22 protein-coding genes and 1 pseudogene are annotated in these 24854 nt (G+C 62.4%); 5 read left to right on the top strand and 18 right to left on the bottom strand.

Features of this window, described 5'->3' with window-relative positions; all coding sequences use genetic code 11:
* Nucleotides 1-8: 8 nt before the first annotated feature.
* The 7 genes from FJ434_RS17300 to FJ434_RS17270 all read right to left on the bottom strand — a co-directional run bounded on the left by FJ434_RS17300 (nucleotide 9) and on the right by FJ434_RS17270 (nucleotide 7239).
* Nucleotides 9-968, bottom strand: a complete 960-nt coding sequence (locus tag FJ434_RS17300; protein WP_140748431.1) for a sugar phosphate isomerase/epimerase — start codon at nucleotides 966-968, stop codon at nucleotides 9-11.
* Nucleotides 965-1969 (bottom strand): Gfo/Idh/MocA family oxidoreductase, encoded by a 1005-nt coding sequence (locus FJ434_RS17295; RefSeq protein ID WP_140717336.1) that lies wholly within the window; start codon nucleotides 1967-1969, stop codon nucleotides 965-967. Before FJ434_RS17295 ends, FJ434_RS17300 begins: the two co-directional genes overlap by 4 nt.
* Before the next feature lie 62 nt (nucleotides 1970-2031).
* On the bottom strand, nucleotides 2032-2877 hold the full coding sequence (locus FJ434_RS17290) for an ATP-binding cassette domain-containing protein (RefSeq protein ID WP_140504538.1): 846 nt from the start codon (nucleotides 2875-2877) through the stop codon (nucleotides 2032-2034).
* Nucleotides 2878-2956: 79 nt separating this feature from the next.
* The gene (locus tag FJ434_RS17285) at nucleotides 2957-3976 is read right to left on the bottom strand and encodes an ABC transporter permease (protein ID WP_140748583.1); all 1020 of its coding nucleotides are present in this window, start codon (nucleotides 3974-3976) and stop codon (nucleotides 2957-2959) included.
* Nucleotides 3976-4920, bottom strand: a complete 945-nt coding sequence (locus FJ434_RS17280) for an ABC transporter permease (protein ID WP_246678293.1) — start codon at nucleotides 4918-4920, stop codon at nucleotides 3976-3978. Before FJ434_RS17280 ends, FJ434_RS17285 begins: the two co-directional genes overlap by 1 nt.
* 211 nt (nucleotides 4921-5131) lie before the next feature.
* A complete protein-coding gene (locus tag FJ434_RS17275) occupies nucleotides 5132-6097 on the bottom strand; it encodes a sugar ABC transporter substrate-binding protein (protein WP_181165940.1) in 966 nt (321 codons plus the stop codon).
* A 95-nt stretch (nucleotides 6098-6192) separates the two neighbouring features.
* Nucleotides 6193-7239, bottom strand: coding sequence for a sterol desaturase family protein (locus FJ434_RS17270; RefSeq protein WP_140748425.1), 1047 nt, complete (start codon nucleotides 7237-7239; stop codon nucleotides 6193-6195).
* Nucleotides 7240-7431: 192 nt separating this feature from the next.
* Here FJ434_RS17270 and FJ434_RS17265 point away from each other — a divergent pair, with 192 nt between their 5' ends.
* Entirely contained in the window at nucleotides 7432-8466 is a 1035-nt protein-coding gene (locus tag FJ434_RS17265) for a LacI family DNA-binding transcriptional regulator (RefSeq protein ID WP_140748422.1), read from the top strand.
* Between the two features lie 125 nt (nucleotides 8467-8591).
* Here FJ434_RS17265 and FJ434_RS17260 read toward each other — a convergent pair.
* From FJ434_RS17260 to FJ434_RS17250, 3 genes and pseudogenes are all read right to left on the bottom strand, one after another.
* Nucleotides 8592-8811, bottom strand: a pseudogene (locus tag FJ434_RS17260) (Arm DNA-binding domain-containing protein); the annotation flags it as partial.
* 295 nt (nucleotides 8812-9106) lie between these two features.
* Nucleotides 9107-10669 carry a glutamine-hydrolyzing GMP synthase gene (gene guaA, locus FJ434_RS17255; protein WP_140504550.1) on the bottom strand — a complete coding sequence of 521 codons (1563 nt, stop codon included), beginning with the start codon at nucleotides 10667-10669 and terminating at the stop codon, nucleotides 9107-9109.
* A 56-nt stretch (nucleotides 10670-10725) separates the two neighbouring features.
* Nucleotides 10726-11208, bottom strand: coding sequence for a MarR family winged helix-turn-helix transcriptional regulator (locus FJ434_RS17250; protein WP_140713540.1), 483 nt, complete (start codon nucleotides 11206-11208; stop codon nucleotides 10726-10728).
* Between the two features lie 86 nt (nucleotides 11209-11294).
* Between FJ434_RS17250 and FJ434_RS17245 the strand changes: the two genes are divergently transcribed.
* Nucleotides 11295-11612, top strand: a complete 318-nt coding sequence (locus FJ434_RS17245; protein WP_140748419.1) for a hypothetical protein — start codon at nucleotides 11295-11297, stop codon at nucleotides 11610-11612.
* A gap of 12 nt (nucleotides 11613-11624) precedes the next feature.
* On the opposite strand, the gene FJ434_RS17240 is transcribed toward FJ434_RS17245, so the two are convergent.
* From FJ434_RS17240 to FJ434_RS17230, 3 genes are all read right to left on the bottom strand, one after another.
* Nucleotides 11625-12263, bottom strand: a complete 639-nt coding sequence (locus tag FJ434_RS17240) for a 5'-methylthioadenosine/S-adenosylhomocysteine nucleosidase (protein ID WP_140748416.1) — start codon at nucleotides 12261-12263, stop codon at nucleotides 11625-11627.
* A 147-nt stretch (nucleotides 12264-12410) separates the two neighbouring features.
* A complete protein-coding gene (locus tag FJ434_RS17235) occupies nucleotides 12411-12869 on the bottom strand; it encodes a PaaI family thioesterase (RefSeq protein WP_027146613.1) in 459 nt (152 codons plus the stop codon).
* Nucleotides 12870-13009: 140 nt separating this feature from the next.
* The gene (locus FJ434_RS17230) at nucleotides 13010-14299 is read right to left on the bottom strand and encodes an RsmB/NOP family class I SAM-dependent RNA methyltransferase (protein WP_140748413.1); all 1290 of its coding nucleotides are present in this window, start codon (nucleotides 14297-14299) and stop codon (nucleotides 13010-13012) included.
* A gap of 317 nt (nucleotides 14300-14616) precedes the next feature.
* On the opposite strand from FJ434_RS17230, the gene FJ434_RS17225 reads away from it, so the two are divergent.
* The gene (locus FJ434_RS17225; RefSeq protein WP_140748410.1) at nucleotides 14617-15294 is read left to right on the top strand and encodes an MIP family channel protein; all 678 of its coding nucleotides are present in this window, start codon (nucleotides 14617-14619) and stop codon (nucleotides 15292-15294) included.
* A 70-nt stretch (nucleotides 15295-15364) separates the two neighbouring features.
* Here the strand turns inward: FJ434_RS17225 and katG are convergent, their stop codons facing one another.
* On the bottom strand, nucleotides 15365-17566 hold the full coding sequence (gene katG / locus FJ434_RS17220) for a catalase/peroxidase HPI (RefSeq protein WP_140748407.1): 2202 nt from the start codon (nucleotides 17564-17566) through the stop codon (nucleotides 15365-15367).
* Nucleotides 17567-17745: 179 nt separating this feature from the next.
* On the opposite strand from katG, the gene FJ434_RS17215 reads away from it, so the two are divergent.
* Nucleotides 17746-18654: a hydrogen peroxide-inducible genes activator gene (locus FJ434_RS17215; RefSeq protein WP_140748404.1), complete on the top strand. Its 909-nt coding sequence runs from the start codon at nucleotides 17746-17748 to the stop codon at nucleotides 18652-18654.
* 93 nt (nucleotides 18655-18747) lie between these two features.
* On the opposite strand, the gene FJ434_RS17210 is transcribed toward FJ434_RS17215, so the two are convergent.
* A complete protein-coding gene (locus FJ434_RS17210; RefSeq protein ID WP_140748401.1) occupies nucleotides 18748-19380 on the bottom strand; it encodes a class I SAM-dependent methyltransferase in 633 nt (210 codons plus the stop codon).
* A gap of 210 nt (nucleotides 19381-19590) precedes the next feature.
* Between FJ434_RS17210 and FJ434_RS17205 the strand changes: the two genes are divergently transcribed.
* Nucleotides 19591-21135 (top strand): alpha/beta hydrolase, encoded by a 1545-nt coding sequence (locus tag FJ434_RS17205; protein WP_140748396.1) that lies wholly within the window; start codon nucleotides 19591-19593, stop codon nucleotides 21133-21135.
* 7 nt (nucleotides 21136-21142) lie between these two features.
* Here the strand turns inward: FJ434_RS17205 and FJ434_RS17200 are convergent, their stop codons facing one another.
* From FJ434_RS17200 to FJ434_RS17190, 3 genes are all read right to left on the bottom strand, one after another.
* Nucleotides 21143-22915, bottom strand: a complete 1773-nt coding sequence (locus FJ434_RS17200) for an AMP-binding protein (RefSeq protein WP_140748393.1) — start codon at nucleotides 22913-22915, stop codon at nucleotides 21143-21145.
* Nucleotides 22916-23007: 92 nt separating this feature from the next.
* Nucleotides 23008-23706, bottom strand: a complete 699-nt coding sequence (gene hisG / locus FJ434_RS17195; RefSeq protein ID WP_140748390.1) for an ATP phosphoribosyltransferase — start codon at nucleotides 23704-23706, stop codon at nucleotides 23008-23010.
* Complete coding sequence (locus tag FJ434_RS17190) at nucleotides 23703-24824, bottom strand: ATP phosphoribosyltransferase regulatory subunit (protein WP_140748387.1); 1122 nt, start codon at nucleotides 24822-24824, stop codon at nucleotides 23703-23705. The genes hisG and FJ434_RS17190 overlap by 4 nt, the downstream gene beginning before the upstream one ends.
* Nucleotides 24825-24854: the final 30 nt, after the last annotated feature.

Here is a 24854-nt window from a genome sequence, read left to right as displayed (position 1 = left end):
ATACCTCTTCAGATATCTTGTGGTTTGAAATCTGCGGGGGCCGACGGCATCACGCCCTGGAGTAGCGCGACCGACTTCTCCAGCCCCTCCAGCGAATTGAGAAGTACGTCTTCGTGCTCGATGGAAAGCCAGCCGTCATAGCCAGCCATCTTGAGCCGATAGCAGAACTGTCGCCACCACTCCTCGCCATGGCCGAACCCAAGGGTGATGTAGCTCCAGGACCGCGCTGGAATGTCCATGAGGCTGCCATTCTCAAGCAACGAAGTCGTTGCCTGAACGGGTCGGTTGAGCAGCGTGTCCTTGGCATGAACATGATAAACGGCCGCGCCCAGCGCTTCGGCGGCAGCGAGGGGGTCAGCGCCCATCCAGAACAGATGCGAGGGGTCCAGATTGGCGCCAATGACAGGTCCGACCGCTGCTCGAAGCTTCAGGAGCGAGGGCACGTTATAGACACACTGATTACCGTGCAGCTCGAGCGCGATGCGCTCGACGCCGTTTTGCTTCGCCAGGGCAGCGATTTCGGTCCAGAAGGGGATCAGCTTTTCTTCCCATTGATATTTGAGGATGGTCTGTGTTTCCGGCGGCCAAGAGGACACAACCCAGTTCGGCATGCTATCGCTGGGACTGCCGGCCGGCAGGCCGCTCATGGTGCAGACCGTGCGAATGCCCATCTCGCCGGCGACACGGATCGTATCTTTCAACCCTTCGCCTTGGGTGCGATCGGTCGGATGCAACGGATTGCCGTTGGCGTTCAGGCTGATGATCTCCAACCCGTGTTCTTCGAACGCACCTTTGAAGCGCTTCTGGGCTTCCTTGTTGCCGAGCATGGATGAAAGCCGGAAATGAGGAGCGGTTGACCAGCCACAGGTATTCACCTCGATGCCGGATACGCCCATGAGCTGGGCGTGATCGAGCACCGCCTCGAATGGCAAATCGCCGAGACTGTCTGAAACGAAACCCAGCTTCACGCGTAAAACTCCGGCTTTGCAATCATCTGGATGGGCGTTCGACGGGCGTCCTTCAACGCCCTCACGCCAGCCTCGGCAACGACGGCAGCGCAATATCCATCCCAGCAATCCGAGGCGGTCAGCGGAAACTCCCCGGTCGTGACGAAGCGCAGGAAGTCGCGGTTCTGGTGACGGTAGGCATCGTAGTAGCGTGTCCGCCAATCGGCGTCGTAACCTGTACTTTGGGTAAGCGCCGACTCGGTGCGGGTATAGGCAACATTGTTGGTCGCCACGCTGCCCCTCTCACCGATCAATTCGGCACGGACGTCATAGCCGTAGGCGGCGTTGTTGTTGATCTCGATGTTGACGAGCTGGCCATCCACTGTTTCCAGCACCATGACGACGGGCGCGACACGCGCATCCGAGCGGCTCGGCTGGAATGCGGAAATAGCGGTATATTCCGTCCCGAGCACATAACGCACGACATCGAATTCGTGTGGGGCTGAATTGGTGATCGCCATCGCGCCGGTGAAGTCAGCCGCCGGCGTTTCGACGTTGCGATGGAAATTGTGCATCATCAGCGCCCGGCCGAGTTGGCCATCATCAAGCGCCCGCTTCATCTCCTGGTAGGAACGATCGTAGCGCCGCATGAATCCGAGCTGGATGAATTTCGCCCCCGCCTTCTGTTCGGCTTCCATCACCCCGATGCAGTCGGTCGACGCTTGTGAAAGCGGCTTTTCGCACAGAACCCGCTTGCCGGCGGCAATGCAGGCCATCGAGAGCGGCGCATGCGTGAAATCGGGACTCGCAATGATCACGGCGTCAACGTCTTGCCGCGCGATGGCGCCCTCGGGATCGACGGCAATGTCGAAGGCCCCGCACGCATCGGCGACGCGACGAGCGCGTTGCTCATCCATGTCGCAAACCAATTGAAGGGTTGCGCCCGGCAGTTCCTCGGCAACTATCTTGGCATGATCCGCACCCATCAAGCCGGCGCCGATCACTGCAATGCGAACTGTCATTTCTGTCCTGCTTTTTACTTTTCGAGTTTACGGGGCCGCTGTGATAGCCTCCCAAAGAAAGTCTAGTGAGCGGCTGGGACCTCGAGCACCTGCGGGGGCGGCGGATGCCCCTCATGGGTCTCCATGTAACCCTCCACCTGGGCTTCGAGGTCAGCCATGGTCTCGCCGCCAGCCATCAGATCCGTGATCTCCTCGCGGGACTTTTCGCCCTTGCGGAAATCGGCAGCGATGGCGCCACGGATCAGCACCGCGAAATGATCGCCGACGGCCATGGCGTGCATGACTTGGTGGGTGATGAAGACCACCGCCAGGCCGCGCCTCTTGGCCTCATTGACGATACGCAGCACGTGGGAGGCCTGCTTGACGCCGAGCGCCGCGGTCGGCTCATCCAGGATCAGCACGCGCGCTCCAAAATACACGGCGCGGGCAATGGCGAGCGACTGGCGCTCGCCACCTGACAGGCCGCCAACCAAGCGGTCACCGTCATCAATACGGGTGATACCGAAATCCCGTACCGCTTTCACCGCAATGTCGTTGGCGCGCTTGCGGTCGTAGATCCTGAACGGTCCCCATCCTTTGGTCGGCTCGACGCCGACGAAAAAAGACCGCCCGATGCTCATCAGTGGGAACGTGCCGCCGAACTGGTGCACCGTGGCGATTCCGCGTCCCTGCGCGTCACTCGGACCGACGAAGGTCACAGGCTGACCATCCATCAGTATCTCGCCGCCGCTGGGTTTGTGGACCCCGGCGAGGGTTTTGATAAGGGTCGACTTGCCGGCTCCGTTGTCGCCGAGCAAGCAAAGCACTTCGCCTGCGCGCACCCTCAGCGAGATATCGTGCAGGACGTCGATCGGTCCGAAGGACTTGTTGACGTTCCTCAGTTCGAGAATGGCAGGTTTGTCGTTCATGGCGTCATCTCTTCATCTGCAATTCGGCTGCGCGAAGGTGGCGTTCACCGAAGTGGGGGCTTATCAAGGAATTCATCTCTCAAGGGTTTGCCGGCTCCCGTGGCAGGGTTCGCTTGCGCCCCGGTCTGAAGTACAGTGCCAGGTCGCGGAAAGACTGGTTCATCAACACGGCCAGCAGGAGCATCACGCCGATGATCAGATTCGACCAGTTTCGGTCGATCTGGGTGAAGTAGATGCCCTGGCTCACAATCGCGAATGTGATGGTGCCGACGAAGATGCCCAGGACCGAGCCGAATCCACCGGTCAGCAGCACGCCGCCCACGACGACGGACACGATGGCGTTGAAGATGAAGTTCATGCCGCCGGAGACCTGGGCGGAGTTGAACAGGATCGCCTGGCAGATTCCAACGAATGTGGCACTAACTGCTGACAACACGAACAGTGCAATTGTCATGCGGTTCGTCGGAATGCCGGCGTTGCGGGCGCTGACCTTGTCGCCGCCCATGGCAAAGAGCCAATTACCGTACCGCGTCTTGTGCAGGACGAAACCCATGATGGCGGCGAACGCGATCCACCAGACGATGGTGACCTGGTGGCTGCCACCGAGTAGTTGTCCGAACAGGAATTTTGCCCAGTCCGGCGCAGTGAGCGCCACGCTGGCATTGCCGGTCAGGAGCACCGAGGCACTGAGCACCACGCCCTGCATGGCGACGAGCGTGGCCAGGGTGATGATCAGCGAGGGCACCGAGGTGCGGATGGTCAGCAGGCCGTTGACCAGGCCGACCGCGACGCCGACCGCCAGCGCGCCGGCGATCCCTACCGTTATGGGCAGTCCGTAGTAACCGGACAGGATGGCGGTGGTCATCGAACCCGCCGGGATCAAAGCGCCGATGGAAATGTCGAGTTCGCCAGCGATCATCAGCAGCCCTACGGGAATGGCGACAATGCCGAGATTGGCCGCGAAATTGACCCAGCTCGCCGCGCCAACCAGCGTGCCCAGATTGGCGCCGCCGAACAGAACGAAGAACAGAACGACGCCGACGAGGCTGAGGATCGAGCCGGCTTCGGGACGGCGCAGCAACGACTTGATTGCGTCCATCATGGCCGTCCCCCTTTTTTCGACGAATAGCTGAGCGCCAATTGCCGGAACGTGTCGTTGGTCAACACCGCAATCAGCAGAAGCGCGCCGATGATGCTGCTCCCGACATTGGGATCCAGGCTGGTGAAATAGATGCCCTGGTTCACGATCGAGAAAGTGAGCGTGCCGAACACGATGCCGACGATCGAGCCGAAGCCGCCTGTGAGCAAGACGCCGCCAATGACCACGCACATGATGGAATTGAAGATGAAGGACTGGCCCGCCAGAACCTGCGCGCTCTGGTAGACCATCACCTCGCTGACCCCGACGAAAGCAGCGCTGAAGCCAGACAGCATGAACAGACCGATGGTCAGCCGCTTGGTCGGGATGCCAACGTTGCGCGCGCTTTCCTTGTCGCCGCCGAGTGCATAGATCCAGTTGCCCATCGGGGAGATGTGCAACAGCCAGAACAGGCCAATCACGAACACCACCCACCACAGGATCGTGACCTGGAACATGCCGCCGAGATAGTCGCCGAAGATTGCCTTGGTGAGCGGCTCCGGCACAAGCGAGACGCCGGTGCTGCCGGCGATCTTGACGGTGAGACCTAGGGTCAGACCCATCGTGAGGAACATGGTGCCAATGGTGATTATGAGCGACGGGATGGTCGTTCTCGTCACGAGCAGACCATTGAGCAAGCCGACAGCGAGGCCGAGGCCAAGCGCGGCCGTTATGCCAAGCCAGTCGGGCAGCCCATAGTGGCCTGACACGATAGCAGCGGTGAGAGACGCTGCGGGGATCACCGCACCGACCGAGATGTCCAGTTCCCCGGCGATCATAAGCAACCCTATCGGCAGCGCGATGATCCCGATCTCAGACGCGATATTCAACCAGCTGGCCGTGCCCGCTGCCGACATAAAGCCACTGCCGCCGAACAGACCGAAGAAAAGCAGGACTGCGACCATGCCAAGGAACGAGCCCGATTCCGGTCGACGCGCTAGCCTGCCGAAAGCCAATCCGGACTGCGTACGATCCGCCAGCGGAGTTGAAGTGGACGTCACGGGATGTGCCATTAGGATAATCCGCGATCACACGGCCGGCCGCGATGGGGCCGCCGCGCACAGAGAGGGAAAAAGGGCCGCCCGCTGTAAAGTCAGGGCGGCCCAGGAGGGAGGATTATCGCGTCCCTGCTTTCACGCCAGCGATAGTGGCGTCGACGTTTGTCTTGTCGATGATGCCTGGTCCCGTAAGGATCTCGCGGGTGGGCACCGCCAAGCCATAATTGACGTGGCCATTCAGAATCGCGACGGCCAGGTATCCCTGCAGGTAGCCTTGCTGGTCGATCGCGCAGGCCTGCTTGCCATCCTTGATGTTGTTCAGGATGGTCTCGTCAAAGTTCATGCCGCAGAGTTGCACTTTCCCGACCTTGCCGGCCTGGGTAAGGCCGTTCATGGCCGAGTTGGCGTCGACATTGCCGATGGTAAAGACGGCGTTGACGTCCTGGTGCTGCAGCAGATAGGCCTTCACTGCCTGGGCGACGGCTGTCGCCGAGCCGAAGGATGTAGCGGGCAATGGCAGGACATCGGCTTCGCCACCGCCGTTCTTCATCCCCTCCTTGAAGCCGCCGCAGAAGGCCTCGATATTGGCAGCGCCTGGCAGCGTGTTGATGCAGACGCCCTTCTTGTTCCCGGCCTTGGTGAGGTACTCGCCAGCCGCGACACCGCCTTTGTAGTCGTCCGAGCCGACATAGTTCATAGCGCCGAGACGATCGGCCGCTTTCAGCCCGCCGGCATTGTAGATGATCAGGGGAATGCCAGCATCTTTCACTGCCTTGAACGCAGGGTCCATCGCTTCCGGCACCCAGTCTGGGCCGACAATGGCGTCGGCCTTCTGGTCGATCGCCTGACGGATCAACTCGGCGGCGTCGACACCGAGATTGTCGTAGTTCTGCGGTCCGAGCCAAGTGACCTTGCCGCCTTGGGCTTCGACCACCTTACCGGCGTCTTCTGCACCGCGCTTGACGATCGACCAAAACGGATCGTCCGGTTTGCCGCCGACCACGAAGATATTGGCGGCGAGCGTCGCGCCTGCGCTGAATCCAATCAGCATCGCTGTCGACACGAGTGTCTTGAAAAGCTTCATAGTCTTCCTCCCAATTTACCCCGTGGGGTTTCAACAAAAGTCTTGCAGTCCCGAGCCCGCTCCTCACAGGCGCAGTCGAAACAGTTTTTGGTTGGTTATTCCGCCGGCATTCCAGAGGCGGGATCGCTGCGGCCTTCGTGCCGGCCCCGCATTTTTTCCTTCTTCTTGCGGAAGCGAGCCTTCATGACCTCATCGGCTTCTTTGCTGCCGTCGTGCCAAGTGCCGAATAGCTTATCGAGGGGTACCAGCCCGTCACCGCCGTAATTCACCTCGAAATACTTGTGGTGCAAGTAATGCACGTAAGAATGGCTATCGAGGCTAACCTTGTCGGTGATTTCGAATGTCTCGAAGCCGAGGTGGCCGTTCACTGCTCCAAATCCCGCTCCGTGCAGCGTGAAGTAGGCGCAGACCGGGTTGGATGGGATCAGCAGGTGCAGCCAGGCTTCGGCGTGATAGAGGAAGCCTTCGACCGGATGCATTGACAGTGAAGACCAGGGACTCGGATTGATCGAGTTATGATGGACCGAATGCACCCATTTGTAGAGCGGCGGCCAGTGGATCGCCCGGTGAAGGAAGAAGAAATAGACCTCATGCATGGCCGGCGCGATAAGCACCAGGAACGAGAGGTAAAGCCAATTCGTCGTCCATGGCAGCCAAACCGCCCAGCTGTTTGCATAGACCCACAGCATCACGATCTCGACCACTGTCCACAGTGGTATCGTGACGAAAAACGAGCGGGTGAAATTGTCGATGTTCTGGCTTTGAAACCAGAACACGTCCGACGGCGCGTCCGAAGGGAATTTTGAATTGTATTTGAAGCGGTTTTGTTGCTTGCGCTGGAAGTAATAGCGCAGCTCGAAGAAGCCGTAGAAAAGAAAAATCCCCGCGGCGTTGAGGCCGTACAGCCAAAGGTAGTTGAGTAGTGAGAAGCTCGCGAGGCTCTGCCAGCTCGGGATTAGTAGATTTACCCAAATGAGCGCGGTGGCGAGATGGAACGTGTTCCATGGCCAGAAAAATTCAGGAATCCATGCAACCACCTTCTTTGCATTGAACGGACGGTGCCAGATCGGCGCCGGCTTGGCGCGCCGGTGCGGGGCCCAATTCCCGCGCTTGTCGCGTGTTCCATACTGAAGGTCATCCATCGTAACAGCGCCTCCTCGCCCGGATCGGTCTGGTGTCCGTGGGGTTCGGACCCCCTAGGGCTCAGCCGATCGAGCCCCTGTTCGGCGCAATTCATATCGGAGGGTTGATATTCGGAGAAGGCAGAAATAACATCAAAATTGCATTTGTATCATTTAGATTCAATCATGATGATACAGCTAAGGGATGGCTTCATGAAGCGGCCGACAATCCAAGATCTCGCTACCGCGGCAGGCGTATCGGTGGCGACTGTGAACAGAATTTTGGGCGGCACTGTTTCCGTGCGGCCGAAAACTATCCAACGCGTCCAAGGTGCTGCGGAAGAAATTGGCTTTTACGGTATCGGGGCGATTGACGATCGGGCTCGTAAAATATCGCCGCATTACCGATTGGGTTTCCTGCTCCAGCAGTCGACCCGTGACCTCTATCAGCTATTCGGAAAGAAGATCGTTGCCGCCTGTCGCGAGCGTCGGGACGAAGTCATCGAGCCCGTCGTCGACTTCGTAGATATTTTGACGCCGGAGACCATCTCGGCCCATCTCATTGCCCTCGGCGAATCCTGCGACGCTGTCGCGGTGGTCGCGGCGGATCACCCGATCATTGGCCAGGCCGTCCGTTCGCTGAAGGAGATGGGCAAACCGGTTGTTGCTTACATCACGGATCAATCCGCGCCGGAAAGAGCGGCCTATGTTGGCACCGATAACTGGAAGCTTGGGCGCACCGCGGCCTTCCTGATTACGCAAACGACCCAAGGTCCTGGTCGGATTGCTGTCTTCATCGGCAACCATCGGTATCAATGCCAAGACGTGTCCGACGCCAGTTTCCGTTCCTATTTGCGCGAGCACGCTCCACGGCTCACGGTAGAGGAAAGCCGCCCCACCCACGAGGAAGCCAGTGAGGCCTATCGAATGGTCACCGAGCTTCTGAAATCAGCTGACGATGTTGTCGGCATTCTGATCGTCGGAGGCGGAATAACCGGTGTACTTCATGCCTTGAGGGAAGTGTCTCCTGAGCGGCGGTCGGGTGTCAAAGTGGTATGCCGTGACATCGGACCCGAAACTCGAAAGGGGCTCTCTGAGGGCCTGATCACCGCAGCTCTTTGCCACCCTCTCGAAGCGACCTCGGCCCTGCTTGTCCAAACGATGCTCGATGTCATTGGACCGCAAGCACCATTTGCGACCCTCCAGCGATCTATACCTTTTGAGATTGTCACACCGGAGAATATTTGACGTACATGTCATCTACGGGCGCGGGCATCCTTCGACCCGATGAGGAATGTCCGCTTTCGGGTGACGTACAAAGGGACCTCAACGTCCGAAATTGGGCGCAAGGCTGCCGTTCGCGTCGTGTCTCGTCTTGCATCGAGGCACCTCTCTCGCGCAAGGGCAAGCGAGATGCCGTCGCGTCCGTACTTGCCCAGATAGACGGTCTCCCGGCGGCCATTGAGCCTGTAATCCAGCCGAAATGAGATTGCGCCGCTCGGCATGACGCGAATGTACATCCCCGTTGCGGTCAGCAATTTTGTACATTTTGTCTTTTGGTCTCAATGCCTTAATGGCGGTGTCCGTCAGCATGCCTGCAGCCTCTTGAAAAGTACCGTCAGCGAAATCTCGGAGGCCTGCGGCAGGATTTTCCTATTATCCTTCAACGGGTTAAAAAGAAAAAAGTACCGTCAAGAGCCTCATTGGCGGTGACGGTACTTTTGAAAAATTGGTCGGAGCAATATGGCCGAGGTCCGTCAGGCGGTCCGTCCACGCCAAACTCTGCGTGCCGATAGATGCCGAATATCCTAAAATGGTATTTATTTTTAATTACAAGGGCTTGAGTCGTGCTGCGGCCTGTTTTCGGCGGCGTTCGGATCGGCCTAAATCATTCCCACTCGATTGTGCCAGGCGGCTTCGAGGTCACGTCGTACACCACACGGTTGATGCCGCGCACTTCGTTGATGATGCGGGTGGCGGCGGCACCTAGGAAGGCCATGTCGTAGTGATAGAAATCAGCCGTCATGCCGTCGACCGAAGTGACTGCACGCAGCGCACAGACGAATTCGTAGGTGCGGCCGTCGCCCATCACGCCGACGGTCTGCACCGGCAACAACACGGCGAAGGCCTGCCAGATCGCGTCATAGAGGCCAGCCTTGCGTATCTCGTCGAGATAGATGGCGTCGGCCTCGCGCAGGATCTCCAGCTTCTCCCGGGTGATGCCGCCAGGGCAGCGGATGGCAAGACCGGGGCCTGGGAACGGATGGCGGCCGATGAAGCTTTCGGGCAGACCGAGCTCCTTGCCTAGCGCCCTCACCTCGTCCTTGAACAGTTCGCGCAACGGCTCGACCAGTTGCATGTTCATGCGCTCGGGCAGACCGCCGACATTGTGGTGCGACTTGATCGTCACCGACGGGCCGCCAGTGAAGGAGACGCTTTCGATGACGTCGGGATAGAGCGTGCCTTGTGCCAGGAAATCGGCGCCGCCGAGCTTCTTCGCCTCGTCCTCGAACACCTCGATGAACAGCCGGCCGATAGTCTTGCGCTTCTTTTCCGGGTCCGACTCGCCCTCCAGCGCCGAGATGAATTTGTCGGAGGCATCGACCAGGATCAGCGGCAGATTGTAATGCTGGCGGAACATCGCCACCACACCGGCGGCCTCCTCCTTGCGCATCAGGCCGTGATCGACGAGAATGCAGGTCAGCTGGTCGCCGACCGCCTCGTGGATCAGAAGGGCGGCGACCGAGGAATCCACGCCGCCCGACAGCGCGCAGATGACCTTGCCCTTGCCGACCTGCTTGCGGATCGCCTCGACCGCGTGTTCGCGATAGGCGCGCATCGTCCAGTCGCCTTCGATGCCGGCGATGTTGTGGACGAAATTCCTGAGCAGCCGGGCGCCGTCGGGTGTGTGCACCACCTCCGGGTGGAACATGATGCCGTACATCCTGCGCTCGACATTGCCGAAGATGGCGAAAGGCGAGCTTTCCGATTTGCCGAACACCTCGAAGCCCGGCGGCAAGGCGATGACGCGATCGCCATGGCTCATCCATACCTGATGGCGCTGGCCGGTCGCCCAAAGCCCTTCGAACAGCGGACTGTCCTTCTCGATCTCGACGAAGGCGCGGCCGAATTCGCGATGGTTGGAGCTTTCGGCGACGCCGCCCATCTGCACGCACATGGCCATCTGGCCGTAGCAGATGCCAAGCACCGGCACACCGGCGTCGAAGACGATCTGTGGCGCGCGCGGGCTGCCGATGTCCGATGTCGAGGCGGGGCCGCCGGACAGGATCACAGCCTTCGGATTGATGCGCTTGAACGCGGCTTCGGCCGACTGGAACGGCACGATCTCGGAAAACACGCCGGCCTCGCGGATGCGGCGGGCGATGAGTTGGGTAAACTGGCTGCCGAAATCGACAATCAGGACGGTGTCGGTGTGGTTGGCTGTCGTCATGGCGAGCCTTTAGAGAAAGAAACGAGTCGGCGCAATGGGTTGCGCGGTCGCGCCGCTCACTTCGGCCCCGATGCTCCTGCCGATGCGTCGCCCCGCGCCGCGTCAAGTGTGCGCAAGGCGTCCATAAGCGCTGCGAATCGCTGCTCGCCGATGCGGTCGATATAGCCGCGCTCGATCTGAAGCTTGATGCGGTCGCCGTCGCGCAAGGCATCCAGACCCTTGCGGGTATAGCGCACAAGCTTGCCGCGCCCGTCCCGTGGATCGGGCAACCGCTCCAGCACGCCTTCCGCCTCCAGACCGTCGAGCAATTGCTGAACCGCTTGCTTGGAGGTGGCCGCGCGCTCGATCAATGCCGACTGGTGCGTGCCGTTGCGGGGGATGTGCCCGAGCAGCCCGGCGCGCGCCTCGCTGAACCAGGCGTGGCCGGCGGACCGCATGGCGGCAGCAAATTCCACCTGCCAGGCACGGCTCGCCTGCCATAGCCGCCAGCCGACATGATCCGGCGACGCTTCGGTTTTTTCGTCAAGCTGCTTGACCATTTATTCCAGACTCCATATAGTCAAGATACTTGACGATATTCATCCCGTCGAGGCTCTTTCGAAACGCGAACCCATGGACAGGTATAATGACGATACTGAACAGGGACACGCTGGCCATTATCATGGTCGGAACCACGCATGTCATCGACATGGGCGGCAAGCACGCCTTCGTCCACTATGAAACTGAAGATCGGGCGCACATGCTCCTACCGGACGGCACACGCTTGCACGGACTTTGGGCGCTGCTGGACGACGGCTACAAGGTCGAATGGAAAGACGGCCCCGCCGGCGCGTGGAAACTCGATCATACACCGGGAGCGATCGATTATATCGACGCGACAGGCGCCGTGCGCGGACGCGTCTCACGCATCGATTTCGGCGATCCGCAGCGCCTGGCCGCTTGATCCGAAGAACAGTCAGCCCTCGAGCAGGCCGCCACCGATCGCCCGTTCGAGCGACTCGATCGCCACGGCCAGCTTCTCGTCGATGACGTGCAGATATTCCGTCCAGTCGTTGACATGGCGCAGATCGGCCGAGCCGTCGGAAATGCCGCGCAGGCCGATCAGCGGCACGCCGAACAAGTGGCAGGCGCGCAGGCAGGCGAAGGTCTCCATGTCGACCATATCGGCGTCGATCACGTCATAAGCGGCACCGGTGACGATCGCGCCGCCGGTCGAGAGCGTGGCGCTTCTGATACCTGGAATAACGAGAGGCAGTGGCACCGTCACCGGCAGGTCGAGGAAAGGCGTCGCGCCCTTCTCGAAGCCGAGCGGCGAAGCGTCCATGTCGCGATAGCTCACCGAAGCTGCCTGGTAGATTTCAGCCTGTTCCAGCTTGCGGCTGCCGGCCGAGCCCAGCGAAACGACCAAGTCCGGAAGCGCTCCTTCGGCCTTCAACGCCGCGAGCTCGGCGCCCAGCCTGACGCCGGCCTCGACCGGACCGACTCCGGTCATCAGCGGCGTGAACAGGTTTTTCAGGTGCGGGCCGTATTCAGCCTCGACCGCCATGACGAAGAGAACGGATTTGCCCGACAGACGTGCCACTTCAACGGTCATGACGACCCTGACCCCCATTTGTTGCGACCACGGAAGGGAAAGGAGGCAACGTGCCCTCGCTGCCTGCCGGCCCTTCGCTATGGCTCCGTGCGTTCGTCGGACGAAAAGCCCATTCAGGGGGGGTTCGCCCGCTGCGCAGACCTCTCCTCACCCCGCGATACCGTCGCGACCAACCATCGTCATCATCGTGCCGGTCATGGTGGCGATCAGCTTGGCCTCGCCGTCGGCGGCGAAGGCATAGGCCTGGCCGTCGGCAACGATGATGGTGCGGCCGGGTTTGGTCACCGAACCGCGGAACAGAAAGCGCTCGCCCCGGCCCGGCGCCAGAAGGTTGACCTTGAATTCGATGGTCAGCACGCCGGAATTCTCAGGCATGAGCGAGAATGCCGCATAGCCGCAAGCCGAGTCCAGCGCCGTCGAAATGACGCCTGCATGCAGGAAGCCATGCTGCTGGGTCAGCGCCGCCGAATAGGGCATCTCGATCTCGATTATGCCGGGTGTCACCAAAGTCAATTCGGCGCCGATCGTCGCCATCGCCTGCTGGCGTGCAAAGGACGCCCTGACGCGATCTTCATAGTCTGGAGCCGGTACGATCTTCGCTGCCATCGCCGTTGCCTTCGTTTGTTTGGCAAGGCTTATTGCAGAGGGATCGGCGGCAGGCAATCTCAATTGCTGCACTGCAACAATTGGTCTCGTAGGCCGTCACCGGCCGAGTGGCCGCGAACTGCCGGCGGATGCGGCAGGGCTCAGTTGGTCCGGCGCAGCGCGCAGAAATAGAACCCATCAGTGCCGCTCAGCGCCGGCGACAGGGAAATATCGCCGCCAGCGCCGATCCGCGCCGCTGCTTGGTGGCCCGGAAAACGGCCGTCCCAGAGAGCGCGGTGATCGACCGGGGCAAAGCCGCTGCTGCGCTCACGAAACGCCATGACCTGCTCGCCATTCTCCTCATCGAATACCGAGCAGGTGATATAGACCAGCAGGCCGCCGGGTTTGACATACATCCTGGCGGCATCGAGGATCGTCGCCTGCTCGCCTTTGCGGGCGTCGAGCTGTCTCTGTGTCAGCCGCCATTTGGCATCGGGACGCCGCCGCCAGGTACCGCTGCCGGTGCAGGGGGCATCGACCAGCACGATGTCCATGTGGCCGACCAGCGGGGCAAGCTCGGCGGGCTTGGTGGCGACCTGCACATTGCGATTTTCCGAGCGGCGGATGCGGTCGAAGATTGGCGCCAGCCGCGCCTTTTCGGCATCATAGGCAAAGATCTGGCCGTGATTGTCCATCGCCGCCGACAGCGCCAGCGTCTTGCCGCCGGCGCCGGCGCAGAAGTCAAGCACCTGCATGCCGGCCGTCGCGCCGGCAAGCGCTGCCGCAATTTGCGACCCCTCGTCCTGGACTTCGAACCAGCCTTTCTGGAAGGCCGGCTCGGCCTGCACGTTCGGGTGTCGGCCATCACCGTCGATCGGCGGGATGCGGATACCGTAGGGTGCGATCCGTGCGACACTGGCACCGGTCTGCTCCAGTTCGGCCAAGACCTTGACGCGATCGGCTTGAAGCGTGTTGACCCGGATGTCGAGCGGCGGACGCGTGGCCAGCGCGGCGCCCTCCTCGATCCATGTCCGGCCAAAGGCCCGTTCGAAAAGCGGTTCGCACCAATCGGGTATGTCGGCGCGAACCGCGGGCGGCGCGTCGGCAAGCCGGCGTTCCGCGATTGCCTGGAGTTCCGTGGCGCTGAGCAGCGGCGGCGCGAACTTGTCGTCTTCGAGCGCGGCGTTGAGCGACTGCCCCGTCTGGTTCCATTCGAGCAACAGCGCCCCGAAGCCGATGGCGCGCGGCGTGTCTTCGCCCAGCAACCAGCCGGCAGAGCGCTTGTGGCGCAGCGCGTCGTAGACGATGTTGCCGATCGCGGCGCGATCACCACCGCCGGCGAAGCGATGTGACAGGCCCCAATCCTTCAGCGCGTCGGCCACCGGCCGGTGACGCCGGCCAATGTCCTCCAGCACTTCGATAGCCGCAGCCAGCCGTCCGCCCAGTCGCATTCGTCATTCCATCAAATCGAGCACATTATCTCGGTCTGCTCTTAGAGCCTTTCACGTCCAGATTGAACCCCGCTCGGTCTCGCCGCGAGTGCAAGCTGGCCATGGTCGGCAAACCTGTCCGATCAGTAAATCTTCACGGCGGTTAGCAGTAGGCAAACCAGTAAATGCAAGATTTCTAATGTTCTTAACTGGCGCCCGCAAGGACGGCATATGGTGCTACAGCTCTGCTTTCCAAGTTTTTCGGTTGGGAATACTCTTGCCGCCATGATTCGCGGCGCGGAAACCGTGGACCGGCGGATCGTCACGAGGAGAGGGCAATGAAGACTTATCTGGCGGAAGTTCTAGGCACATTTCTGTTGGTATTCATCGGTACGGCGTCCGTGGTGACGGGCGGCTTCGGCGGCGCGCTGCCGCTTGGCCAGGAAGGCATCGGCCTAGCATTCGGCATCGGCCTCATCGCGGCGGCCTATGCGATCGGCCCGATTTCGGGCGCGCATCTCAATCCGGCGGTGACACTCGGCGTCTTCCTTGCCGGCCGGCTGCCGGCCAAGGACGTCATCCCCTATTGGATCGCGCAGATCATTGGCGCCATCATTGCCTCGCTGGCACTGTGGATCATCGTTTCCGGCCAGACCGGCGGCCACGCAGGCGGCTTCGGCGCGAATGGCTGGGACGAGACGAAATGGGGCATGAGCTCGGCGTTCCTGTGGGAGCTGATCGGCACCTTCACCTTCGTCACGGTAATCCTCGGCGTTACCGCTGAAAAGCACTCGACGGCTTTTGCCGGTCTGGTCATCGGCTTGACGCTGGCCGGCATTCACTTCGCCATGATCCCGGTCACCGGCACCTCGGTCAATCCGGCGCGCTCCATCGGTCCGGCGCTGTTCACCGGCGGTGCCGCACTCAGCCAGCTCTGGCTGTTCATCGTCGCGCCGTTGATCGGCGGCGCCATTGCCGGAGTCGTCGCCAAGGCGCGTATTTTCGAGAAGGATTGATTGCCGGAGCTTGAATGCAAAAGGCGCGGGCTACGGCCCGCGCCTTTTTTTGTACGACTTTGAGTTCGGATCAGGCAGCGATATCAAACCGGTCGGCGTTCATCACCTTGGTCCATGCCGCGACGAAATCCCGGGCGAATTTCTGCCCGGCGTCCGCCGATCCGTAGACTTCGGCCAAGGCACGCAGCTGCGCATGCGAGCCGAAGATCAGATCGGCGCGGGTGCCGGTCCACTTGACGGCCTTGGTCCTGCGGTCGCGCGCCTCGTAGATCTCTTCCGCGCCCGGCTCGGAGCCGGCAGCCGGATCCCACACCGTGCTCATGCTGAGCAGGTTGACGAAGAAGTCGTTGGTCAGCTTACCCGGCCTGTCGGTGAACACGCCATGCTTTGACTGGCCGGTGTTAGCGCCGAGCACCCGCAGGCCGCCAACAAGCACCGTCAGCTCCGGCGCCGACAGGCCCAGCAACTGCGCCCGGTCGACCAGCATGGCTTCGACCGACATGGGCTGCTTGCCTCTGACATAGTTGCGGAAGCCGTCGACTTTCGGCTCGAGAGCGGCAAAAGAGTGGACATCCGTCTGCTCCTGCGAGGCATCCATGCGGCCGGGCGTGAACGGCACCTTCACGTCGTTGCCGCCATCCTTCGCAGCCTTCTCGACGGCCGCGACACCACCGAGCACGATCAGGTCGGCAAGCGAGACCTTCTTGCCGCCAGCGTTGAACTCCTTCTGAATGCCTTCGAGCTTGGCAAGCACCTTCACTAGCTCGGCCGGCTGGTTGACGTCCCAGTCCTTCTGCGGTGCCAGCCGGATGCGGGCACCGTTGGCGCCGCCGCGCTTGTCGGAGTTGCGGAAGGTCGAAGCCGAGGCCCAGGCCGTCGAGACCAGTTCGGAAACCGACAGGCCGGAGGCCAGGATCTTGGCCTTCAGCGATGCGATGTCCTGGTCGCTGACCAGTTCATGGTCGACCGCCGGGATCGGATCCTGCCAGATCAGCTTTTCCTTCGGCACCAACGGGCCGAGATAGCGAACGACCGGGCCCATGTCGCGGTGGGTCAGCTTGAACCAGGCGCGGGCAAAGGCATCGGCGAACTGATCCGGATGTTCGTGGAAACGCCGTGAGATCTTCTCGTAGGCCGGGTCGGCCCGCAGCGCGAGGTCGGTGGTCAGCATGGCCGGCGCGCGACGCTTTGAAGGGTCGTGCGCATCGGGCACCGTGCCGGCACCGGCGCCACCCTTCGGCGTCCACTGATGGGCGCCTGCCGGGCTCTTTGTCACTTCCCATTCGTAGTTGAACAGGTTGTCGAAGAAGTTGTTGCTCCACTTGGTAGGCGTCGTTGTCCAGGTGACTTCGAGGCCCGAGGTGATGGCATCGCCGGCAATGCCCGACGCATACTTGCTCGACCAGCCGAGGCCCTGCGCCTCTATGCCGGCGCCTTCCGGCTCGGCCCCTACCAGCGAGGCATCACCGGCGCCATGGGTCTTGCCAAAGGTGTGGCCGCCGGCGATCAGCGCCACGGTTTCCTCGTCGTTCATCGCCATGCGAGCGAAGGTTTCGCGGATGTCGCGCGCGGCGGCAATCGGGTCCGGCTTGCCGTTTGGGCCTTCCGGGTTGACGTAGATCAAGCCCATCTGCACGGCGCCGAGATGGCCACGAAGCTCTCGGTCGCCCGAATAGCGCTCGTCGCCAAGCCACTTGGTCTCGGAGCCCCAGTCGACGTCCTGCTCCGGCTCCCAAACGTCGGCGCGGCCACCGGCGAAGCCGAAGGTCTTGAAGCCCATCGATTCCAGCGCGACGTTGCCGGTGAGGATCAACAGGTCGGCCCAGGAAATCTTGCGGCCGTATTTCTGCTTGACCGGCCACAGCAGCCGGCGCGCCTTGTCAAGATTGGCGTTGTCAGGCCAGCTGTTCAGCGGCGCGAAACGCTGCTGGCCCGCTCCGGCCCCGCCGCGACCGTCGCCGATGCGATAGGTGCCGGCGCTGTGCCAGGCCATGCGGATGAAGAGCGGCCCATAATGGCCGAAGTCGGCCGGCCACCAGTCCTGCGAATCCGTCATGACCTTATGCAGGTCCTTGACCACCGCATCGAGGTCGAGACTCGCGAATTCCTTGGCATAATCGAAGTCCTCGCCCATCGGGTCCGACAGGTTCGACTGCTGGTGGAGAACGCCGAGGTCAAGCTGGTTCGGCCACCAGTCACGGTTGGTCCGGCCGGCGGATCCATGCGCAACAGGGCATTTGCCCGCGCTGTTGTCGTCGGTTTTCGCGTCCATCTCTCACTCCAATTTTGCCGAGGTTTGATTTTGCCGAGGTTGATTTTTGCCGAGATTTTGGGGGCGGCCAGCGGCCCGCGCCAATCTGGAACCACCCCAGACTAGGCCACACTGACGATAAAAACAAATTGCCTTTCCTGTTTATTTCGATAGGATTTTCTTATGATAGGCTTGACTGCATGATCGGATTAACAGTTCGCCAGATGCATTATTTCGACGCGCTGGCGCAGACGCTGCATTTCGGGCGTGCGGCGAAATTTGCAGGTGTCAGCCAGCCGGCGCTGTCCTCCCAGATCGCAGAAATGGAGCAACGGCTGAACTGCCGGCTGTTCGAACGCGGTGGCAAGTCGGTGCGCATGACGGACGAAGCGGTCGCCCTGTTGCCACGCATCGAGCGCATCCTGGCTGACATACGTGACGTGGAAACGACGGCCCGGCGCGGCCGCACCGCCATGGAGGGACGCTTCCGGTTGGGCATCATCCCGACCGTCGCGCCCTATCTCCTGCCGCGGGCCTTGCCCGAACTGAAGAAGCATTTCCCGGCCCTGCTGCTCGAACTGCGCGAGGCGGTCACCACCTCCCTGGTCGAGGACACCGCATCGCGAAAACTTGATGCCTTCATCGCCGCGCTTCCGCTCGACCATCCCGGGCTGATCACCGAAGCGCTGTTTCCCGACCGGTTCTTCCTGGCCGTGCCATCAGGCGATCCGGCCTTTGCCTCGCCGCCGGTTCCGCCTGAGAGCCCGGCGCTGGAAAGACTGATGCTGCTGGAAGAAGGCCATTGCCTGCGCGAACAGGCGCTGGCCGTCTGCGGCAATGTGCGGCCGGTGGCAATGGCAAGCTATGGCGCGACCAGCCTGACCACGCTTTTGCAGATGGTGGCGCACGGGCTCGGCGTCACTCTCATCCCCGAAATGGCGGCGGGCCCTGCCGGCACTATCCCCGATCTCAAGATCGTGCCGTTCCAGGAACCGATGCCGCAGCGCATGATCTGCCTAGCCTGGCGGCGCAACAATGCGCGGCACGGCGAATGCGTCGAACTGGCGAAGATCATCCGGGGCCTCGGTGCGGTGATGCTGGTGGCGTGAGAAGCGAACAACCCCGCACCGGACCGTTCGCGCGTGCGAGAGCCGGGCTCGGCGCAGGGCCATCGGAGATGCGGAACCGACGACGTCAACCTGTCAGGGTATCGCGATGCCGGCATGGTGACTTCCCAACTGCCAGAAGGGTATCCGAAACCGATCACGCTCCGCTTCGACGATATGGAAGCCCGCCGCCCGGATCAGCTGCAATGGGTCGCGGTTGAGATGGCAGCCGCCGGCGAGCCGGCCCCACAGCCGATTCAGATGCTCCTGCCACCGGCGGCAACGCGGCCCTTCGGCCTGGCCGTGCTCGATGAAGATCAACCGGCCCGTGGGCTTCAGGATGCGCCGGATCTCGGTCAGCGCCACCTCAGGGTCCGGAATGGTGCAGAAGGCATAGGTGACGACAACCGTGTCGGCGAAGCTGTCGGTCAAGGGCAGTCTTTCACCGCTGGCCCGGATACAGTCGACATCGAATGGCAAGGAACGGGTCTTCGGTTCGGTCAGACCCAGCATCGTGCCGTCGGGATCGACGCCGACCACCCGTTTCACCCTGCCGGCGTCGTAATAGGGAAGGTTCAGGCCCGACCCGAAACCGACCTCGACCACAACGCCCCCCGCCCGCGGGATCAAGCGCCTTCGCATATGTGCGAAGGCGCTGGCCGAACAGCCGGCGTGGACGAGGTAGGGAGCAATGCAACGCGCGTACCAGGAAAGACAGGATTGGCACATGCTTCAGCCTCCTAGCCGGGTGCTGGCGGCACCGGAAGGGATGCCTCCGCCGGCAACGGGCCCTGATGTGCAATGGTGGATGGGAGTATTGACCAGTGACATTTCTCGCCCCAAGGGAGTCTCATGATCGGGCCCGATCGGCCCGACGTCGTGGGGATGGATAGAAGGCCGGCGTCCCCTCAACGTCCCTGGATGGCGGTGGTCGGATCGATGGAGCGATTGGAATTCCGATTTCTGGGTTTTCCGGAGTTCCGCTTGAACGGCCGGCGGGTGGACCTCGCCCTGCGCAAGGCGGCAGCCCTCCTCATCTATATCGCCGAGGCCAGCGGGCCGGTGGCGCGCGAGGTCGCCGCCACGCTTTTGTGGCCCGAGACCGACGATCAGGCCGCACGCGCCCGCCTTCGGCGGACACTCTATAAAATCCGCATCGCGTTCGGCAGTGAGATCATCGCCGCCACAGGCGGCTCCCTCAGCCTGCACCCAGCATTGTCCGCCGAGATCGACACCAGGGTTTTCGAGGATGCCTGCAATTCCGGCTCTCTCGACGCCGCAGCCGATATCTACAAAGTCGACTATCTCGCCGGCTTCTCGCTGCCGGACTGTCCGGAATTCGAAGAATGGGTCTTCTTCCGGCGGGAGACCTTGCGCGGCCGCTTGGTGCAAACGCTGGAGCGGCTCGTCGAAGCCAAGATCGCCGGCGGCGAGCCGCGCGGCGCGATCGTTCATGCGACGCGGCTGGCGGCACTCGACCCCCTGAGCGAAAGCGCGCACCGCCACTTGATCCGTGCCTACCTGGCGGCAGGCGACAGGGCGGCGGCGGAGCGTCAGATCGAGACGTGCATCCGGCTGTTGCGGGACGAACTCGGCGTAGCGCCGAACCCCGCCACGCTGGCCATGCTGCGCGAGCCAACTCAGGACACCACCTTGGACGTGCCCAGAACGCGCTATGTCGCGGTCGACGGCATCCACATCGCGTACCAGATCGTCGGTAGCGGCCCGACGGACATCGTGCTCGTTCCCGGCTTTATTTCGCATGTCGAGCGTATCTGGGAAGACCCGGGCTGCCGCGCCTGGCTGACCGCGATTTCGCGCCTGGGTCGCCTGATCCTCTTCGACCGGCGCGGCATGGGGCTTTCCGACCGCGTGGGTGCCCGTCCCACAGTTGAGGCGACGGCGCAGGATATTCTGGCGGTCATGAATGCGGCCGGCAGCCGCCGGGCTTTGCTCGTCGGCGCGTCGGAGGGTGGGCCGGGCTGTATCCGTTTTGCGGTCGAGCATCCCGATCGGCTGACAGGCCTTATCCTGTGGGGCTCGCTTGCGAAAGGCAGCCGCGCGCCTGACTATCCCTACGCCTTGACCGTCGCCCAGTATGATCTTTGGAAGCAACGCCTGCTCGCGGGCTGGGGTGGCCCGGCGGAAATCGAAACCTTCGCCCCAAGCCTCGCTCGCGACCGTCAGGCAAGGACTTGGTGGGCCGGATTGCTCAGGGCGGCCTCCAGCCCGGGCGCGGTCGCGGGCCTGCTCGAGGCATTACGGGACGCCGATGTCCGTCACCTCCTGGCAAAAGTCTCCGCCCCGACGATGGTCCTCCACCGTTCCGGCGACCGCGCCGTGCGCATCGAGGCCGGGCGGTTCCTCGCGGCCAGGATTCCCAGCGCGCGGTTCATCGAGGTCGACGGCGACGACCACTGGTTCTGGGTCGGCGACCAAAAGATGCTGCTCGACAGCGTCAGCGCGCTGGTGCGACGCAGCTGATCCGGCCTCACGCCGTCTTTTGCGTCACCAGTCCCAGCTCTTCCACCATCGCCTGACGCATCAGGAATTTCTGCGGCTTGCCGGTCACCGTCATCGGCAATTCGGTGCGGAAGCGGATGTGGCGCGGCACCTTGTAGTGGGCGATCTGGCCGGCGCAGAATGCCTTGATCTCCTGTTCGGTGGCGATCTGGCCGGGCTTGAGCACGATCCAGGCGCACAACTCCTCGCCATATTTGGCGTCGGGAATGCCGAAGACCTGGACTTCCCGCACTTTGGGATGGCGGTAGAGGAATTCCTCGACCTCTCTGGGATAGACGTTCTCGCCGCCACGGATGACCATGTCCTTGACGCGGCCGACAATGTTGCAATAGCCCTCGGCGTCGATGGTGGCGAGGTCGCCGGTGTGCATCCAGCCATCGCTATCGATCGCCTCGCGGGTCTTTTCGTCGTCGTCCCAATACCCCTTCATCACTGAATAGCCGCGCGTGCAAAGCTCGCCCGGCGCGCCGACCGCAATCGTGGCGCCATCGGCGTCGATGGCCTTGACCTCGACATGCGGATGGATGCGCCCGACCGTCGAGACGCGCTTTTCCAGGGGATCGTCAACGCTGCTCTGGAACGAGACCGGACTGGTCTCGGTCATGCCGTAGGCGATGGTCACTTGCGCCATATGCATCAGCGACACCACCTTCTTCATCACCTCGATCGGGCATGGCGAACCGGCCATGATGCCGGTGCGCAGGCTGGACAGATCGAAGGATGAAAAGTCCGGATGGTCGAGCATGCCGACGAACATGGTCGGCACGCCATAGAGGCCGGTGCAGCGTTCCTGCGACACGGCTTTCAACGTCAGTCCGGGATCGAAGCCTTCGCACGGGAAAACCATGGTCGCGCCCTTCGACACGCAACCCATCGTGCCCATCGACATCCCGAAGCAATGATAGAGCGGCACAGGGATGCAGAGCCGGTCTTCGACGGTGAGCTTGATGGCCGAGGTGACGAAATTGCCGTTGTTGACGATGTTCAGATGGGTGAGCGTCGCGCCCTTGGGTGCCCCTGTCGTGCCCGAGGTGAACTGGATGTTGATCGCATCGCCCGGCTTCAACCCCTCCGAGATGCGGTCAAGACTGTCATGCTCGTCGCGCCCAGCCATGGCCAGCACATCGCCGAAATTGAACATGCCTGGCGAGTTCTCCTCGCCCATGCGGATGACGATCCTGAGCGCCGGCAACTTGCTGGCCTTCAGTTTGCCCGGTGTTGCCGTGGCGATCTCCGGCGCCAGCGTCTCGATCATGCCGAGATAGTCCGACGTCTTGAAGTTGGCCGCCGTCACCAAGGCCTTGCAGCCGACCTTGTTGAGCGCATATTCCAGTTCGGTCAGCCGGTAGGCGGGATTGATGTTGACCAGGATCAGGCCGATGCGGGCGGTGGCGAACTGCGTCACCAGCCATTCCCACCGGTTGGGTGACCAGATGCCGACCCGGTCGCCCTTCTGGAGACCAAGTGCCAGGAAGCCGGCGGCCAGCGCATCCACCGTGTCCGACAGTTCGCTCCAGGTGAAGCGCTTGTCCTGGCCGACAAAGACGGCGGCATCGAGCGTGCCGTGTTTGCTGACGGTGTCGGAGAAAAGTGCTGGAATGGTCTTGTCGAGCAGCGGCACGCCGCGATCGCCCGAGACATGCGCCCTGCCATCCACGGGCGCGATAAAGACGCCGCCAGCACGCGCGCCTCGGCCGCGCAGATTGGTGGCGTTCTTCAGCTCGTCGAGATTGACCGGCATCGCTGTCTCCTCCAAGACTGGCCGAACCTATCAGCCTGCCGGGATGCTGGAAATCCCGTCGATGGTACTGGAGCCCCCTCCCTGAAGGATCGCTATGCGATCGCTGCCGCCATTTTCGCGACGATGTCGCGCAAGACGGCTTCGTCGACCGCGGCACGTGTCTTCCTCGAGGCCACAAGGCAGGCCTGCGACTCCAGCACGACGCCATCGCCCAGCACCTTGAGATGGTTGGCGCGCAGCGTCGAGCCCGTGCTGGTGATGTCGACGATGACGTCGGCAAGGCCGGCCGCCGGCGCGCCCTCGGTGGCGCCGAGGCTCTCGACGATGCGATAGACCTGGATACCGTGTTTGAGCGAAAAGAACTGCTGCGTCAGCCGCCAGTATTTGGTGGCGATCCTGAGCCGCCGGCCATGACGCTGGCGGAAATCGGCTGCAACGTCGTCGAGATCGGCCATGGTATCGACATCGAGCCAGATCTCAGGCACCGCGACCACGACATCGGCATGGCCGAAGCCGAGGCGGGCGACGATCTCTGCCCGCGCTTCCCAGTCGGCGAGATTTTCCCGCACAAGGTCCTCACCGGTAATACCGAGATCGACCGCGCCCTGGCCTATTTCGCCCGATATTTCGGAGGCCGACAGGAAAACCACTTCGACATTGTCCAGGCCCTCGACGCGGGCGTGATATTTGCGCTCGTCGCCGGGCAGGCTGACGGCGAGGCCAGCCTTGGCCAGCACCTCCAGGGCCTGCTCCTTGAGCCTGCCCTTCGACGGGATCGCCAGTGTGATCATGATGCCGCCCCCCGCAACGCCTCGATGCGGTCGAGCCACACCGAGAAGCCGACACCAGGGATCGCGGTCTTGGCGCCGAGCAGCGTCAGCAACCTGTCATAGCGCCCGCCACCGGCGAGGGGACGCTCGCCATTGGCGACCGCGATTTCGAAGACCACACCCGTGTAATAATCGAGCGGACGGCCGAAAGCGGCGTCGTAGCGGATTTTTCCCGAGGGCAAGCCATGCGCCTCGATCGCCTTGGCGCGGGCCGAGAATTTTTCCAGCGCGGCGCCCAGCGAAAGTCCGGCGCCGGCGGCGAAGGTTTCCAATGCCTGGGCTGCGCCATCGAGCGGCACGTCGATCGCCAGAAAATTCTTCAGGGCAGCGAAGGCCTCGTTCGACAGCCGCACGCTGCGCAACTCGGCTTTCTCGATCAGCCGCCGCGCGATATCCGACGGCGCGCGACCGGCCGATGCCGACAGGCCGGCTTCCTCCATGCCGCCGGCAATATGCTGGGAAAGACGATCCAGATCGCCATCGAGGACAAGCGCCGCGACCGGCCCGGAGAGCTGGCTGTTGCGCGGCGGGTTGGCGAGATCGGCGAGTGCGGCCTCCAGCATAGGCGCCGAGCCGAAGGCGCGGGCCAGCCGCATGCGCCAGCCGCGCGGCAGGCCAAGGGCCGCCAGCACCGCCTCGAACATGCCCTGGTCACCGAGCGTGATCGCCAGCGACTGGCCGGCCAGCACCAGCGACAGCAACGCATGCGCGTCGGCGACCGAGCGGGCATCGGCTTCGGCCGTGTCGCGGTCGCCGAGATCCTCGATGCCGGCCTGGAAGAACTCATTGCCGCCCTCGCGGCGCTGGCGAAACACTTCGCCGAGATAGGAATAGCGGCGCGGCGTGCCGGCCTGGCTGGCTATGTGGTCGAGGCAGACGGGAATGGTGAATTCGGGCCGCAGGCAGAGCGTCTGCCCGGTCTCGCTTTCGGTGAGGAAAATGCGCCGGCGCAGATCCTCGCCGGCCATGTCGAGGAACGGATCGGCCGGCTGCAGCACCGCGACTTCGACGGCATGTGTGTTGCGCGCAGCGAAGAGTGTGGTGATGTCGGCTGATATGGCGGGGTAGCGGGAGGTCATGGACAGTGCGGAGCCTTTTCTGCAACGCCG

Source organism: Mesorhizobium sp. B2-5-13 (assembly GCF_006440535.1).
GTDB lineage: Bacteria > Pseudomonadota > Alphaproteobacteria > Rhizobiales > Rhizobiaceae > Mesorhizobium > Mesorhizobium salmacidum.
This window is presented reverse-complemented; position numbering and strand designations above follow the sequence as displayed.